This window comes from Curtobacterium sp. ME26, assembly GCF_903970945.1.
Classification (GTDB): domain Bacteria; phylum Actinomycetota; class Actinomycetes; order Actinomycetales; family Microbacteriaceae; genus Curtobacterium; species Curtobacterium citri.
This window is the reverse complement of the sequence record NZ_CAJCKG010000024.1, coordinates 1-12,371: the sequence shown is the minus strand read 5'-3', so window position 1 is coordinate 12,371 and position 12,371 is coordinate 1. Positions and strand designations below refer to the sequence as shown.

The 12,371-nt window shown below is 70.4% G+C and carries 21 protein-coding genes; 8 read left to right on the top strand and 13 right to left on the bottom strand.

The window, feature by feature from the left end; genetic code table 11:
* Positions 1-49: 49 nt before the first annotated feature.
* Together H7A69_RS10840 and H7A69_RS10835 are read left to right on the top strand one after the other, a co-directional pair.
* Positions 50-535 (top strand): GNAT family N-acetyltransferase, encoded by a 486-nt coding sequence (locus H7A69_RS10840; RefSeq protein ID WP_182047029.1) that lies wholly within the window; start codon positions 50-52, stop codon positions 533-535.
* A gap of 27 nt (positions 536-562) precedes the next feature.
* Positions 563-748, top strand: a complete 186-nt coding sequence (locus H7A69_RS10835) for a hypothetical protein (RefSeq protein ID WP_182047028.1) — start codon at positions 563-565, stop codon at positions 746-748.
* Between the two features lie 15 nt (positions 749-763).
* Here H7A69_RS10835 and H7A69_RS10830 read toward each other — a convergent pair whose 3' ends face one another.
* Positions 764-1,951: a MalY/PatB family protein gene (locus tag H7A69_RS10830; RefSeq protein WP_182047027.1), complete on the bottom strand. Its 1,188-nt coding sequence runs from the start codon at positions 1,949-1,951 to the stop codon at positions 764-766.
* 112 nt (positions 1,952-2,063) lie between these two features.
* On the opposite strand from H7A69_RS10830, the gene H7A69_RS10825 reads away from it, so the two are divergent.
* Together H7A69_RS10825 and H7A69_RS10820 are read left to right on the top strand one after the other, a co-directional pair.
* The gene (locus H7A69_RS10825) at positions 2,064-2,840 is read left to right on the top strand and encodes an isocitrate lyase/phosphoenolpyruvate mutase family protein (protein WP_069711665.1); all 777 of its coding nucleotides are present in this window, start codon (positions 2,064-2,066) and stop codon (positions 2,838-2,840) included.
* 333 nt (positions 2,841-3,173) lie between these two features.
* Positions 3,174-3,461 (top strand): hypothetical protein, encoded by a 288-nt coding sequence (locus tag H7A69_RS10820; protein WP_182047026.1) that lies wholly within the window; start codon positions 3,174-3,176, stop codon positions 3,459-3,461.
* Positions 3,462-3,563: 102 nt separating this feature from the next.
* Here the strand turns inward: H7A69_RS10820 and H7A69_RS10815 are convergent, their stop codons facing one another.
* From H7A69_RS10815 to H7A69_RS10805, 3 genes are all read right to left on the bottom strand, one after another.
* Positions 3,564-3,911 carry a hypothetical protein gene (locus H7A69_RS10815; protein ID WP_182047025.1) on the bottom strand — a complete coding sequence of 116 codons (348 nt, stop codon included), beginning with the start codon at positions 3,909-3,911 and terminating at the stop codon, positions 3,564-3,566.
* 96 nt (positions 3,912-4,007) lie between these two features.
* Positions 4,008-4,469, bottom strand: a complete 462-nt coding sequence (locus H7A69_RS10810) for a phage tail protein (RefSeq protein ID WP_182047024.1) — start codon at positions 4,467-4,469, stop codon at positions 4,008-4,010.
* Positions 4,470-4,549: 80 nt separating this feature from the next.
* Positions 4,550-4,903, bottom strand: coding sequence for a hypothetical protein (locus tag H7A69_RS10805; RefSeq protein WP_182047023.1), 354 nt, complete (start codon positions 4,901-4,903; stop codon positions 4,550-4,552).
* A 168-nt stretch (positions 4,904-5,071) separates the two neighbouring features.
* Between H7A69_RS10805 and H7A69_RS10800 the strand changes: the two genes are divergently transcribed.
* Positions 5,072-5,707 (top strand): hypothetical protein, encoded by a 636-nt coding sequence (locus H7A69_RS10800; protein WP_182047022.1) that lies wholly within the window; start codon positions 5,072-5,074, stop codon positions 5,705-5,707.
* Between the two features lie 25 nt (positions 5,708-5,732).
* Here H7A69_RS10800 and H7A69_RS10795 read toward each other — a convergent pair whose 3' ends face one another.
* The 6 genes from H7A69_RS10795 to H7A69_RS17485 all read right to left on the bottom strand — a co-directional run bounded on the left by H7A69_RS10795 (position 5,733) and on the right by H7A69_RS17485 (position 8,400).
* A complete protein-coding gene (locus tag H7A69_RS10795; protein WP_182047021.1) occupies positions 5,733-6,116 on the bottom strand; it encodes a DUF2510 domain-containing protein in 384 nt (127 codons plus the stop codon).
* Positions 6,113-6,640: a GNAT family N-acetyltransferase gene (locus H7A69_RS10790; protein WP_182047020.1), complete on the bottom strand. Its 528-nt coding sequence runs from the start codon at positions 6,638-6,640 to the stop codon at positions 6,113-6,115. Before H7A69_RS10790 ends, H7A69_RS10795 begins: the two co-directional genes overlap by 4 nt.
* Before the next feature lie 3 nt (positions 6,641-6,643).
* Positions 6,644-6,919, bottom strand: coding sequence for a DUF1778 domain-containing protein (locus H7A69_RS10785; protein ID WP_182047019.1), 276 nt, complete (start codon positions 6,917-6,919; stop codon positions 6,644-6,646).
* A 209-nt stretch (positions 6,920-7,128) separates the two neighbouring features.
* The gene (locus tag H7A69_RS10780) at positions 7,129-7,695 is read right to left on the bottom strand and encodes a hypothetical protein (protein ID WP_182047018.1); all 567 of its coding nucleotides are present in this window, start codon (positions 7,693-7,695) and stop codon (positions 7,129-7,131) included.
* Between the two features lie 154 nt (positions 7,696-7,849).
* Positions 7,850-8,107, bottom strand: a complete 258-nt coding sequence (locus tag H7A69_RS10775) for a hypothetical protein (RefSeq protein ID WP_182047017.1) — start codon at positions 8,105-8,107, stop codon at positions 7,850-7,852.
* Between the two features lie 119 nt (positions 8,108-8,226).
* Positions 8,227-8,400, bottom strand: coding sequence for a hypothetical protein (locus H7A69_RS17485; protein WP_182047016.1), 174 nt, complete (start codon positions 8,398-8,400; stop codon positions 8,227-8,229).
* Between H7A69_RS17485 and H7A69_RS17300 the strand changes: the two genes are divergently transcribed.
* Positions 8,390-8,827, top strand: a complete 438-nt coding sequence (locus H7A69_RS17300) for a tyrosine-type recombinase/integrase (RefSeq protein WP_259346181.1) — start codon at positions 8,390-8,392, stop codon at positions 8,825-8,827. The genes H7A69_RS17485 and H7A69_RS17300 overlap by 11 nt on opposite strands.
* 18 nt (positions 8,828-8,845) lie before the next feature.
* On the opposite strand, the gene ychF is transcribed toward H7A69_RS17300, so the two are convergent.
* Both ychF and H7A69_RS10755 read right to left on the bottom strand, forming a co-directional pair.
* On the bottom strand, positions 8,846-9,919 hold the full coding sequence (gene ychF, locus H7A69_RS10760; protein ID WP_182047015.1) for a redox-regulated ATPase YchF: 1,074 nt from the start codon (positions 9,917-9,919) through the stop codon (positions 8,846-8,848).
* A 61-nt stretch (positions 9,920-9,980) separates the two neighbouring features.
* Positions 9,981-10,181 carry a hypothetical protein gene (locus H7A69_RS10755; protein WP_182047014.1) on the bottom strand — a complete coding sequence of 67 codons (201 nt, stop codon included), beginning with the start codon at positions 10,179-10,181 and terminating at the stop codon, positions 9,981-9,983.
* A 102-nt stretch (positions 10,182-10,283) separates the two neighbouring features.
* On the opposite strand from H7A69_RS10755, the gene H7A69_RS10750 reads away from it, so the two are divergent.
* Positions 10,284-10,928 (top strand): exonuclease domain-containing protein, encoded by a 645-nt coding sequence (locus H7A69_RS10750; RefSeq protein WP_182047013.1) that lies wholly within the window; start codon positions 10,284-10,286, stop codon positions 10,926-10,928.
* Positions 10,929-11,037: 109 nt separating this feature from the next.
* On the top strand, positions 11,038-11,796 hold the full coding sequence (locus tag H7A69_RS10745; RefSeq protein ID WP_182047012.1) for a GntR family transcriptional regulator: 759 nt from the start codon (positions 11,038-11,040) through the stop codon (positions 11,794-11,796).
* 38 nt (positions 11,797-11,834) lie between these two features.
* Here the strand turns inward: H7A69_RS10745 and H7A69_RS10740 are convergent, their stop codons facing one another.
* The gene (locus H7A69_RS10740; RefSeq protein ID WP_069711676.1) at positions 11,835-12,242 is read right to left on the bottom strand and encodes a tautomerase family protein; all 408 of its coding nucleotides are present in this window, start codon (positions 12,240-12,242) and stop codon (positions 11,835-11,837) included.
* Positions 12,243-12,371 lie beyond the last annotated feature (129 nt).

Sequence of the window (12,371 nt, the reverse complement as noted above, 5' to 3'; positions counted from 1 at the left end):
GCACGAACGAGTATTGGACGCGACTGCGTTGTCGATCGAGGATGGACGCATGCCCGACGCGACGCACACCCTCACCATCGCTGAACTGTCCTCCCCCGCCGACGCCGACGCGTTCCGCACGCTCAACGAGGCGTGGATCGAGCGGTACTTCACGCTCGAGGACGAGGACCGTGCGATCCTCGGCGACCCGGTCGGCCGCATCGTCGAACCCGGCGGGGCGGTGTTCGTCGCACGCCTCGACACCGAGGTCATCGGCTGCATCGGGATCATGCCCGTCGGCGACGGCGTGGTCGAACTCGTGAAGATGGCGGTCTCGCCGGCGCACCAGGGGCACGGCACCGGCCGGAGGCTCATCACCGCCGCACTCGACCGTGCTCGGGCGCTGGGCGCGCGTCGTGTGGCGCTCGAGAGCAACAGCGGTCTGGCGAGCGCCGTGCACCTGTACGAGGCGTTCGGCTTCCGCCACCTCGACCACGACGAGGTCGCACCGAGCCCCTACGTCCGCGCCGACGTGCACATGGTGCTCGACCTCTGATCGGCGGGCAACCGCTACGCTCGCCGCATGGCGACGTACGAGGTGCAGGCCGTCCGTGAGCGCGGCGTGTGGCAGGTGTTCATCGAGGGGACCCCGATCACCGAGGTCCTGCGCTGGTCGTCCGTCGGCCCCGTCGCCCGCGAGTTCCTCGCCATGGACCGGGACGACGACCTGCGCATCCGCGTCGTCGGGCGCAACCAGTACGTCGACTGACCGGCCGCCGCGCGCTCAGGCCACGTGCCAGACGAGCCCCTCCTGCGCGCCCGACGGGTACGCCGCCGCGATGCGGAGCACGGCCTCGCGCAGCGTCACCGGTGAGCACGCCAGGTTGAGCCGCGCGAACCCCCGCCCCTGCGCACCGAACCCGAGCCCGGAGTTGAGCGCCACGTACGCGTGCTCCCGCAGCGGCACCGCAGGGTCGTCCCCGAGACCGATCCCCCGGAAGTCGAGCCACGCCAGGTACCCGGCGCGAGGCCTGGTGTAGACGACCCCGGGCAGGTGTTCGGCGAGCAGTGTGCCGAGCAGCCGCTCGTTCGCCACGATCCGGGCGACGACCTCGTCGAGCCAGTCGGTGGCCAGGGTGAAGGCCGCCAGGTTGGCGTGCAGCCCGAGGATGCTCGTCCGGCAGGCGACCTCCTCCCACAGCGTGTCGAGGAGGGCCGCCGTCCGCTCGTCGCCCGCGACCATGACCGAGCACTTCACGCCGGCGAGGTTCCACCCCTTGCTCGCACTCGTCACGCAGACGCTGCGGGCACCCGCGGCCTCGGCGACCATCGCGAACGGGGTGAAGCGGACGCCCGGGTGGGTCAGCGGCGCGTGGATCTCGTCGCTGATGACGAGCACGTCGTGCCGTGCGGCGAGCTCGGCGAGCGCGACCAGGTCGGCGCGGTCGTGCACGAGGCCCATCGGGTTGTGCGGGTTGCAGAGCAGGAACACCCGGACGCCGTCGGCGAAGGCCCGTTCGAGACCCGCCAGGTCGAGCCGGTAGACGCCCCACTGCTCGGCGAGCGGGACCTCCTCGACCCGACACCGTGCCTCCTCGACGAGCTCGAAGAACGGCGGGTACACCGGCGGCGTGATCGCCACGCGGCCGCCGTCGGGCAGCGCGAGCCGCAGCGACTCGACGATCCCGACGCTCACATCGGTGGCCAGGTGCACGCGGGACGGGTCGACGTCCCACCCCCAGCGCTCCAGGGCGAACTGCGCGAAGGCCGGTGCCAGCGGTCCCGGTCCGTCGAGGTAGCCGAGGTCCGACTGCTGCACGCGCTCGACGAGCGCCTGCCGGATCGCCGGGGCGACGTCGTGGTCCATCTCGGCGACGAACAGCGGCAGCACCTCGGGTGCGTAGCGCGTCCACTTGATGCTCGTGCGCACCCCGCGGAGCGTCCCGACCGGGTCCTGCTCGTCGTCCGCCATGCGTCCCAGGATGCACCGGCCGGGAGGTTCGGTGCGAGTCCGCCCGTCATCCCGCGTCGTCTTCCGGTCGCCGCCCGGGCGCCGCAGGGCTCGGCCGCATAGGTTCGGCTCCATGAGCACGAGCACCGCCGACAAGGCCACCACCCTCAAGCAGCTGCACGAAGCCCCCGAGATCCTCCGCGTCGTCAACGTGTGGGACGCGATCAGCGCGAAGGTCGTCAGCGACCTGCCGGAGACGAAGGCCGTCGCCACGGCCGGGCACTCGATCGCCGCGAGCGCCGGGTACGACGACGGCGGGATGCCGCTCGACGTCGCCCTCGCGGGCGCCGCGACCATCGCCGCCGCGACCGACCTGCCGGTCACCGCCGACCTCGACGACGGCTACGAGGACCCGGCGGAGACGATCCGCCGGGCGATCGCCGCCGGGATCGTCGGCGCCAACGTCGAGGACCGACTGCGCCCCTTCGACGAGGCCGTCGCACGCGTCGCCGCGATCACCGCCGCGGCGCAGGCCGAGGGCATCGACTTCCAGCTGAACGCCCGGACCGACGCGATCGCCCGCGGCGGCGACCGGCCGATCGACGAGAGCATCGAGGACGCCATCGCGCGCGGGAAGGCCTTCCTCGACAACGGGGCTGCCCTCGTGTTCGTGCCCGGTGCGATCCAGCGCGACGTGGTCGAGCGTCTCGTGGCCGGGCTCGGCCGCGGCAAGCTGTCGGTGATCGGTCTGCCCGGAGCCCTCCCCGCCGCGGAGTACCAGGAGCTCGGCGTGGCCCGCATCTCCTACGGCCCGCTCACGCAGCGCGTCGCGCTGCGGGCGCTCCGTGACCTGGCGACGGACCTGTACGGCGACGGCGTCGTGCCGGAGGACACTCCGGTCCTCAACTGAGCACCGACGACGGACGGGAGGCGCGGTACCAGCGGGTGCCGCGCCTCCCGTCCGTCGTGTGGTCGTCCGTGATCTCCTGGACGTTCCGGAGCAGGTGCCGTATAGTGTCTGGTTGGTGCACTGCAGCGAACCCATCTGACTCGCGCACACCAGCCCGTCTCGCCACCGACCCGCCGGGTCGCATTCCACCGAGACCACCGCTCGATCCGAACGGACGAGCAGCACGTCGAGACACGACGTGCGCACCCGCAGCCGATGCGTCGTGCCGGACCACGCAGGTCCGCCGACCAGAGCACGGCCGGGTGCCGAACGACCAGGAAGTACCGCACCACCATGACCAGCAACGACCGCATCACCATCTCCGGGACCGCACTCGCGGCGCCCGTGATCTCCCCTGACCGCATCGCCGAGTTCCCCGTGCGCGACGACCGCTCGCAGCGCGAGTACCTCGTCCGCATCCCGGCCGACGACCTCCGCCTGTTCGTCACCCGTGACGCCCGCCTGGCCGTCGACGGCGAGGCCGGCTGGACCGTGCCTGGCCGCTCCTGGCGGGGCGAGTCGAGCCGGACCATCCTGCTCGCCCGCCGCGTCGACCAGCGCGAGCTCGCCCTGGCCGCCTAGGCCCGTCCCGCCCGCGCTGCCGGGCCCGACACCACGAACGCCGCCGGCTCGAGCCGGCGGCGTTCGTCGTTCCTGTTTGGTCGTCAGGCGTCCGGGTCGACGTCAGGCGTCCGTGTGCGCCGACGGCTCCTCTGCGCCGCGGAAGCGCACACCGCCGTCGGCGTCCACCGGACGCTCGGGGCCGGCGCGCCGTGCCGCATCGCGGAGCCGCCGGATGAAGGCCGGGTCCTCGGGTTCGAGTTCGTCGTCGGGCGCGATCGTCACGCAGAGCTCGCTCGCCGGGCCGACCAGCAGGATCGACGTCGACACGGAGCCGTCGTCGCCCACGCTCGGCACGGTGATCGTGTCCGTGCGCGCGTTCGCACCCAGCACCGCCGCGTAGTCGGCGACGGCGTCCGCGATCAGGTCCCCTGTGAGGATCAGACTGGCGTCGTAGTGGATGTACTTCACGGTCCCCTCCTCATCTCTCCACCGACGGTAGGTTTCCGCACCTCCACGCCGTCCGGAGTGTGCGTTCCGTGGCCAGGGCGGGACAGGGCTCGTCCGTCAGTACTCGCCCTTGACGACGAAGTAGGAGCCGCGGATCGTCCCGGCGAGCTTCGACCGCTGCCGCGCGAACTTGAAGGCGCCGAGCTCCTCGGGCTCGTCCATCCCGTCCGAGAGCTTGAACCCGACCGCCCGCTTGCCGCCCGCCTCGAGTGCGTAGAGGACGTTGATCGACAGGCCGGACTCGTGGAAGACGTACGTCCACCGGACGCCGTCGACCTCGAACTGCGTCGCCTCGAGCACCGGGGACGCGATGACGATCCCGCGTTCCTCGCGCAGGACCCGGGCCACGTACTCGACGAGCTCCGGTACCTCGGCCGCCGGGTGCGTCGTGAAGACGTGGTCGTACTTGTTCCGGAAGTACCGCGCCTCGTTCGCGCGGAGCCCGGCGAGGGCGTCGGCCACCGGGGAGGACTCGAGGCCCTCGGTGGACACGGTCACGAAGTCGACGACGTTCGGCACGGCTGGTTCCTCCTCGGGACGGGTTCAGCCACACCGTACTGCGGCGGGCCAGACCTGTGGCGGATCAGACCTGTGGCGGATCAGACCTGTGGCGGATCGGTGCGCAGGCGCTTCGCCTCGGGCTCGTCCGAGTGCGACGACGCCGCGTCGGAGAACCGTCCGCCGCCGACCGCCGTGGTTCGACGGGCGAGCTCGTTGACGAGGTCCTCGTCCTCCGGCTCCAGCTCGTCGTCCGGCGCAGCCTCGACCATGATCTGGGACGCCGGGCCGAGCAGCACCTCGGCCGTCGTGCCGTAGCCCTCGGCGTCCGCGGTCGGGATCTCGACGATGTCCGTCGTCCCGTTCTCGCCGAGCGCCGCGGCATAGGCGAGCACCGCCTCGGCGATCGCGTCGCCGGTCAACACTCGGTTCTCTCCGTAGACCACGTACTTCACCTGTCCATCGAACGCGGTGCCGACGAGCCGTACTCAGGAACGGGCGTGATCCGGGGGACACCGGGAGACGCGACCCCTGCGCCACGCCGATCGGGCCAGAGCGCGGAGAACGGCTCTTCCCAGTTCTGGGGGTGGTCGCGCACCCCCGGCGACCGGTGGACTGGTCGCATGCGATCGTTCCAGCCCCTCGACACGTCCGCGCTGCTCCGGGTCGAGGTGGTCGCCGCCATGATCCGCGTGCTCCGCGCGAACGCACTGCACGAGGTGTCCTACGAGCACGTCGCCGTCGAGGCGGGTCAGACCGTCGAGGTCGTCACCGAGGTGTTCCCGACCTGGGACGGACTGCTGCTCGCCACCATCGACCAGTGGAACGACCAGCGGACCACGCCCCTGCTGCCCATCGCCGAGCGGAGCGGCACGATCGTCTTCCTCCGGGCGATCGTCGGCGCGAACGTCGCGGATCCCTCGCTCATGCGCTTCCTCACGTCCACGCTGAACATCGCCGCGACGCCGCACCACCCGCTCGCACCGATGCTGTACATGCGGTGGCGGAAGTTCCACGGCTTCGTCCTGCAGTCGCTGCAGCACGACATCCAGGTCGGGCGGGAGCCGCAGACGATGGAACCGGCCCGCGGCGCCGAGCAGCTGCTCGCGACCTACGAGGGGCTGCAGCTCCAGTCGATGGTGCGGCCCGAGATGGACCTGCTCGAGTCGTACGACCGCGCGGTCACCCGCCTGCGCGAGGGCTGGTCGCGCGAGTACGTGCCGCCGGTGTGGGACCTCGAGGTCATCGGCGGGTACTGACCCCGCCGGCGAGCCCCGACGGCCGTCAGACCAGGCGCTCGAACACCATCGTCGCCTGGATCCGGTCGCCGCCGCCGAAGCCCGTGCTACCGGAGGTCGTCGTCGTGATCGTGTGCAGGCGGTAGCCGAGCCGTGCCTGGGCGTTGATGGCGTCCTCGAGCTGGGTCAGGTTGTTCGACCCCTTGCCGAGGAGCCGCTCCTTGAGGACGACCTGCAGGACGACGTAGTCCATGCCCGCAGCGCCCGAGCGGGGACGCGCGCCGGCGTCGGCCTCGGCGCGCAGGCGGTCGACCAGCCCCGGGCCCGCGGGCGTCGGACCGTCCTGCACCTGCTCGGTCCAGGCGGAGCCGTCCCACCAGCGGGTCGCCCCGGAGCCGTCGTCGTACCAGCCGGGCTGCACGTTCGTCATGCGTCCATCCGGCCGGAGACCGCGGCGACCGTGGCTTCCGCGTCGGTGAGCAGCAGGAACAGGCAGCGAGCCGTCTCCGGGATGAGCACGAAACCGAAGCGCTCGTAGAAGCGGGCGGCATCGTCGTCGAGCGCGTACACGATGATCGCCCGAGCACCGACGAGCCGCGACGCCTCGATGCTCTTGACGAGTGCGTCCTGCAGCAGGCCCGCTCCGAGCCCGAGGCCCTGGAAGTGCACGTCGACCGCCAGACGTCCGATCAGGACGACGGGGATCGGATCGGGCATGTTCCTGCGGAGGGCGCCGGGTGCCTCGCCCGCTCGGAGCGAGCTCGCGGCGAGGCAGTAGTACCCGGCGATCCGGCCGGTCTCATCGTCGATCGAGACGAACGTGCGCGACGCTCCGCCCGCTTCGTTGCGGATGGCCCGGACCTGCAGCCAACTCGTCAACGAGGGCCGTCCGCAGTCGAAGGTGCTCGTGTCGTCGTGCTCGGTGACGGCACGGGGACGCCGGAGTACCGCCATGCGTCAGTCGACGAAGACGCTCGGGCGGGCGAGGAGGTCGGCCAGCCCGGAGACGGACCGGGCCGGTCGGTCGAGGAGCGCCGAGAACGCCTCGAAGCTGCTCGCCGACATGGTGATCTCACGCTCGCGCCGGATGGTGTCGGCGGCGTGCTCGACGAGGGCACTCACCGAGAAGTCCGTCACCGATCGTCCGCTGATCGCCGCAGCGGCTTCGATCTCGCGCTTCTGGTCCGGCGTGAGACGGAGGTCCAGCCGGTCCGACTTCCTCGTGTCGACCATGGCACGAGTGTACGGCAGATCTCCGTACGACGGCCTGGCATCCACAGTGATCAGTTGTTGAAGCGGAACTCCCGGCCTCGAAACGGCAGACGACGACTACGCGGTACTTCCGCAGAGATACGTAGATCGCACCGACGGCTACCTGCGGCTGGTCGCGGTCAGAAACGGCTGTGCTGACGAACGGCTGACGAACGACGTCGAGCCGCTGATCACATCTCGCGCTCTTCGATCAACTGTGCCTGACGTTGCGTGCCCCCGATATCGGATGTCGCGTCGCGCTCGTGAGTGATTTGGAACGTGGACCGCCACCGCAGTGAGCCCTGCACACCCGCAAATGCGACCCGGTACTCGTCCGTCCCGGCTTTCCGTCCAGGGTTCGGAGTGATCTCCACCGTCGGGTAAGACGGTCCCTGCGCACCGATCGACAGACCGGTGGTTGTGAACGAATAGCCGGCGAGAGAGCCGAGAACGCGCGACCCTGTTGAGCCGTCGCGGAGCGTCCACGACAAGGTGCAGCTACCGATCGGATTGGTTGAGTCGTTGACGACCTGGACTGTAAGCGAGTCCTGATTCTGACGAACGTGCAGGTCAATTCGGGGCTTGGTGGCGTAGCTCAGTGCTCGGACTGAATCACGGGCAGCGTTGGCACTGGAGTCTGCCGACGCGAATGCCGCTACTGCGGCGGCGGCGGTCGCAACTGCTGCAACGGCGTCCGCATCCCAGTGCACCCAACGGATCAGGACGTAGCCCCCCACGATGACAGCGAGCACTGCCATTCCCACGAGGATCGTCCGCCCACTTAGCTGTCGTCTCACGGTCGAGAATCTACTGGCCCGCCCGCCCGCTCGTGCTGGCGCGCGTCCAGCTCGTCAGGCAGCTGTCGACCCATATGCGGCGCAAAGACGCGCGAATTGCTGGAACACCACCCATCTAGACCAGCATCCGGGCCGGTGACGTGGACGGCTGCCGGGCGAGACGGCTCCCATGAACGCCGTCCACCTCACGGAGCAGACCAGAATCGACCTGCTCCAACGATTCGTAGCCGAGGCCGACAAGGTGCTGCGCCGTTCCGAGCAGACGAACCGCCGACGAGTCACCCTCCCGTGCCGCCTGTAGCAGCAGCTCCGCGAACAGGGGCACCTGCTGCACCTCCGCCGGTCGGAGCTCCGCAAGCTCGTCGGCGTACATGGCCCGGATCGCTGCAGCCTGCCGCCGGCGGTCTCGTTGCCGCTGCTCCGCGGCCCGCTTCGCGTCCGTAGCCGGTCCAGCATGTCGTCGTCGTGCCATCGTCCGTCCCGTCCCGAGGGTCACCAATCAAGCGTGAGGAAGTTTCCCACCGTTCCGCAGGCGATGCCGAGGAACAGGAACACGACGGCGAGCAACTGGCGAGCGCGTCCGTTCAGCAGAAACAGCTCCGCGGAGCTGGAGTTCTCAGCCACCGAAGGTGGGACCGAAGGGGTGTTGCCGTCGATGTGGATCACGCTCGGCTGCCGCAGCAGCTTGCGCGCCGCACTGATCTCACGAACGATCTCGAAGCACATCGCGTTCCGGGGCTTGCAAGGGCAGCCGGACGCATGGCTGTTCCCGGCCGAGAACGGGCAGCCGGCGCACCAGAACACGGTCAACTACGCATGGAACACCGCCCTATCTCGTGCAGGACTGGAGGGCATCGTCCTGCACGACCTGCGGCACTACTACGCGTCGGGGCTGATCGAGGCCGGCTGCTCAGTCGCGACGGTGCAGCACGCGTTGGGGCACGCGTCACCGTCGATCACGCTGAACACTTACACCCACCTCTGGCCGTCCGCGGAGGACCAGACACGCATCGCAGCACAGGGCCTGTTCGACTCCGTTTTCGCCACTCCTGACGAATCCCTCACGAACAGAGACGCCCGATCCGCGCTGTGATGCGGGTCGGGGGCTGCTCTAGTTGTTGAAGCGGAACTCCACCACGTCGCCGTCCTGCATGACGTAGTCCTTGCCCTCGATCCGGGCCTTGCCGTGCGCACGCGCCTCCGCGATCGAGCCCGTCTCCATCAGGTCGTCGAACGAGATGACCTCGGCCTTGATGAAGCCCTTCTCGAAGTCGGTGTGGATGACGCCGGCAGCCTGGGGAGCCTTCCACCCCTTGCCGATCGTCCACGCCCGCGACTCCTTCGGTCCGGCCGTCAGGTAGGTCTGCAGGCCGAGGGTGTCGAACCCGATGCGTGCGAGCTGGTCGAGACCGGACTCGGTCTGCCCGGTCGACTCGAGGAGCTCTGCGGCATCCTCGGGGTCGAGCTCGATGAGCTCGGACTCGACCTGGGCGTCGAGGAAGACGGCCTGCGCGGGCGCGACGAGCGCGGCCAGTTCGGCCTTGCGGGTCTCGTCGGTCAGGATCGCCTCGTCGACGTTGAAGACGAAGATGAACGGCTTGGCGCTGAGGAGTCCGAGCTCGGCGATCGGCGTCAGGTCGATCGAGGTCGCGGACAGCAGCGTGCCGGCCTCCAGGGCGGCCTTCGCCTCCTGTGCGGTGGCGAGCACGGCCGGTTCGGCCTGCTTGAGCTTCACGGTCTTCTCGTACCGGGGCAGGGCCTTCTCGACGGTCTCGAGGTCGGCGAGGATCAGCTCGGTGTTGATGACCTCGAGGTCGTCCTTCGGCGAGACCTTGTTCGCGACGTGCACGACGTCGTCGTCGGTGAAGCCGCGGACGACCTGCGCGATGGCGTCGGCCTCGCGGATGTTGGCGAGGAACTTGTTGCCCAGGCCCTCGCCCTCGCTCGCACCCTTGACGATGCCGGCGATGTCGACGAAGGACACCGGCGCGGGCACGGTCTTCTCCGACCCGAAGAGCTCGGCGAGCTGGTCGAGCCGGGGGTCGGGCAGGTTGACCACACCGACGTTCGGTTCGATCGTCGCGAACGGGTAGTTCGCGGCGAGGACCTGGTTCTTGGTCAGGGCGTTGAACAGGGTCGACTTGCCGACGTTCGGGAGACCGACGATTCCGATGGTGAGAGCCACGGGAGCACAGCCTACCGGCGGCCGCCCGCCGGGGCCGACCCGGGCCTCCAGACCGACGGGGTCAGGACGGCCAGACCCCCGAGAAGAACGCCACGACGGAGAGCAGGAGGCCCTGCGCCGTGCCGACCACGATGAAGGCGACGGTGGCACCGACCGCGACCAGGGCCACGCCGAGCCCGACGGCCCGCCCGGCGTCGTGCGCTCCCGCCTCGACACGGTGCGCGCCCGCGATCAGGTCGTCCATCTTCCCCGGTTCCCCCATGCCGTGAGCTTACGTCGCGTCCGCACCGGCCACCAGGGTCACGAGCCGCAACGCCGAGGGCACGACCGGATGATGTCGGAACCCCGTGCGACGATCGGGCCCGTGCCGTTGAACTTCACCGCCATCGACTTCGAGACCGCGAACAGCTCGCCCGCGAGCGCCTGCTCCGTCGGTCTCGTCAAGGTCCGCGGCGGCCGCGTGGTCGACCGGGCGTCCTGGTTCATCCAGCCGCCGGCCGGGCACGACACCTTCCTCGAGTGGAACACCCGCATCCACGGCATCGTCGAGTCGGACGTCGTCGGTGCCAAGGGGTGGGCGGAGCAGTACCTCGACATCGTGGCGTTCGCCGAGGGCGACGTCCTGGTCGCGCACAACGCCCGCTTCGACATGGGGGTCATCGCGGGCGGGTGCGCGGCGACGGGCACGCAGCTCGCGGAGCACCACTCGCTCTGCTCGCTCCAGGTGGCGCGCAAGACCTACACGCTCGACTCGTACCGGCTCCCGGTGGCGGCACGGGCGGCGGGCCACGTCGGGTTCCAGCACCACGACGCGTCCGCGGACGCCGAGGCCTGCGCGGCGATCGTCGTGCACGCCGCCGGGGTGCACGGGTGCGACACGGTCGAGGCGCTCGGCGCCGCGACCCGGGTGCACGTCGCGCCGGTGCGGGCGCGGACGGAGCAGCCCCGCGCGGCGGGACAGCCGCGGCAGCCGCGGCTGTCGAGCCGGCCGATGATCTTCGCGGACTGACGCCGGAGCACGCCCGGGCGGCGCTCCGGGTGGCCGAACGGCCGGTGGTATTGTCACGACAATGCCGCCCGGGCGCCCTCGTCGGCGCCGTCTCCCCCGAAGGACCGCGATGACCAACGAAGGCCAGCTGCCGTCCGACCTGTTCATGGACCTGGACCGGTCGGGTCCGATGCCCCTGTACTTCCAGGTGGCCTCACGCCTCGAGGAGTCGATCCGCTCGGGCGCCCTGCCGCCCGGCGCACGCCTCGAGAACGAGATCGCGCTCGGCGAGCGGCTCGGGCTGTCGCGTCCGACCATCCGCCGGGCCATCCAGGACCTCGTCGACAAGGGACTGCTCGTCCGCCGCCGCGGCATCGGCACGCAGGTCGTCCACGGGCCGGTCACCCGCAAGGTGGAGCTGACGAGCCTGTACGACGACCTCGCACAGGGGGCGCAGGCCCCGACGACGCAGCTGATCGCGCGGGACGACGTCGTCGCCCCCGACGTCGTCGCCGAGGCGCTCGGCCTCCCCACGGGCACGACGGTCGCTCACATCCGACGGGTGCGCTTCGCCGAGGACGTCCCGATGGCGGTGCTCGAGAACTACCTGCCGCCCGAGTTCACCGACGTCACCGACGAGGACCTGCGGTCCCACGGGCTGTACCAGCTCCTGCGCGGACGGGGCGTCACGATGCGGGTCGCGAAGCAGCGCATCGGTGCGCGAGCGGCCAGCGGCGACGAGGCCGACCTCCTCGAGATCGAGGACGGCGACCCGGTGCTGACGATGAGCCGGACGGCGTACGACGCGTCGGGCCGGGCGGTGGAGTACGGCGTGCACTGCTACCGCCCGGACCGCTACTCGTTCGAGGTCACCCTCGTCGACAAGTAGCCCCGACGAGGAGCCTCGTCGACGAGTGAGCCGGCGCCTCACCCCGCGGCGGGCACCCCGAGCTCACCGGTCACGTACTGCGCGCGGCCGAAGCCGAACGACCAGTCCTGGGGGCCGTTCTCGACGTAGCCGATGAAGACGTCCTCGCTCGCGACGCCGACCTCGGCGAGCCGGTCGTGCACCGCTCGGTACAGGCCCTGCTTCGCCTCGTCGCTGCGCCCACGCTGCGTGAAGACCTGGATGACGACGACGCCCGCGGTGCGCTCGAAGCCGAGGCCGGCGTCCTGGGCGATGATCTGCTGCGCGGGGTGCTCGGTGATCACCTGGAAGCGGTCGCGCTCCGGGATCCCGTACTCGGCCACGATGGCGGTGTGGATCGCGTCGGCGATCGCACGGACCTCGTCGGGGGTGCGGCCGGTGGCGAGGTCGATACGGACGAGCGGCATGGTGCCTCCTGGTTCGGGAACTTTGTCCTTACATACTATCCGACCCGGGTCCGGAAGTCGCCCCGTGACGGACGGGAGGCGCGGTGCCGGTCCGGCACCGCGCCTCCCGTCCGTCGTGGTGGGACCGAT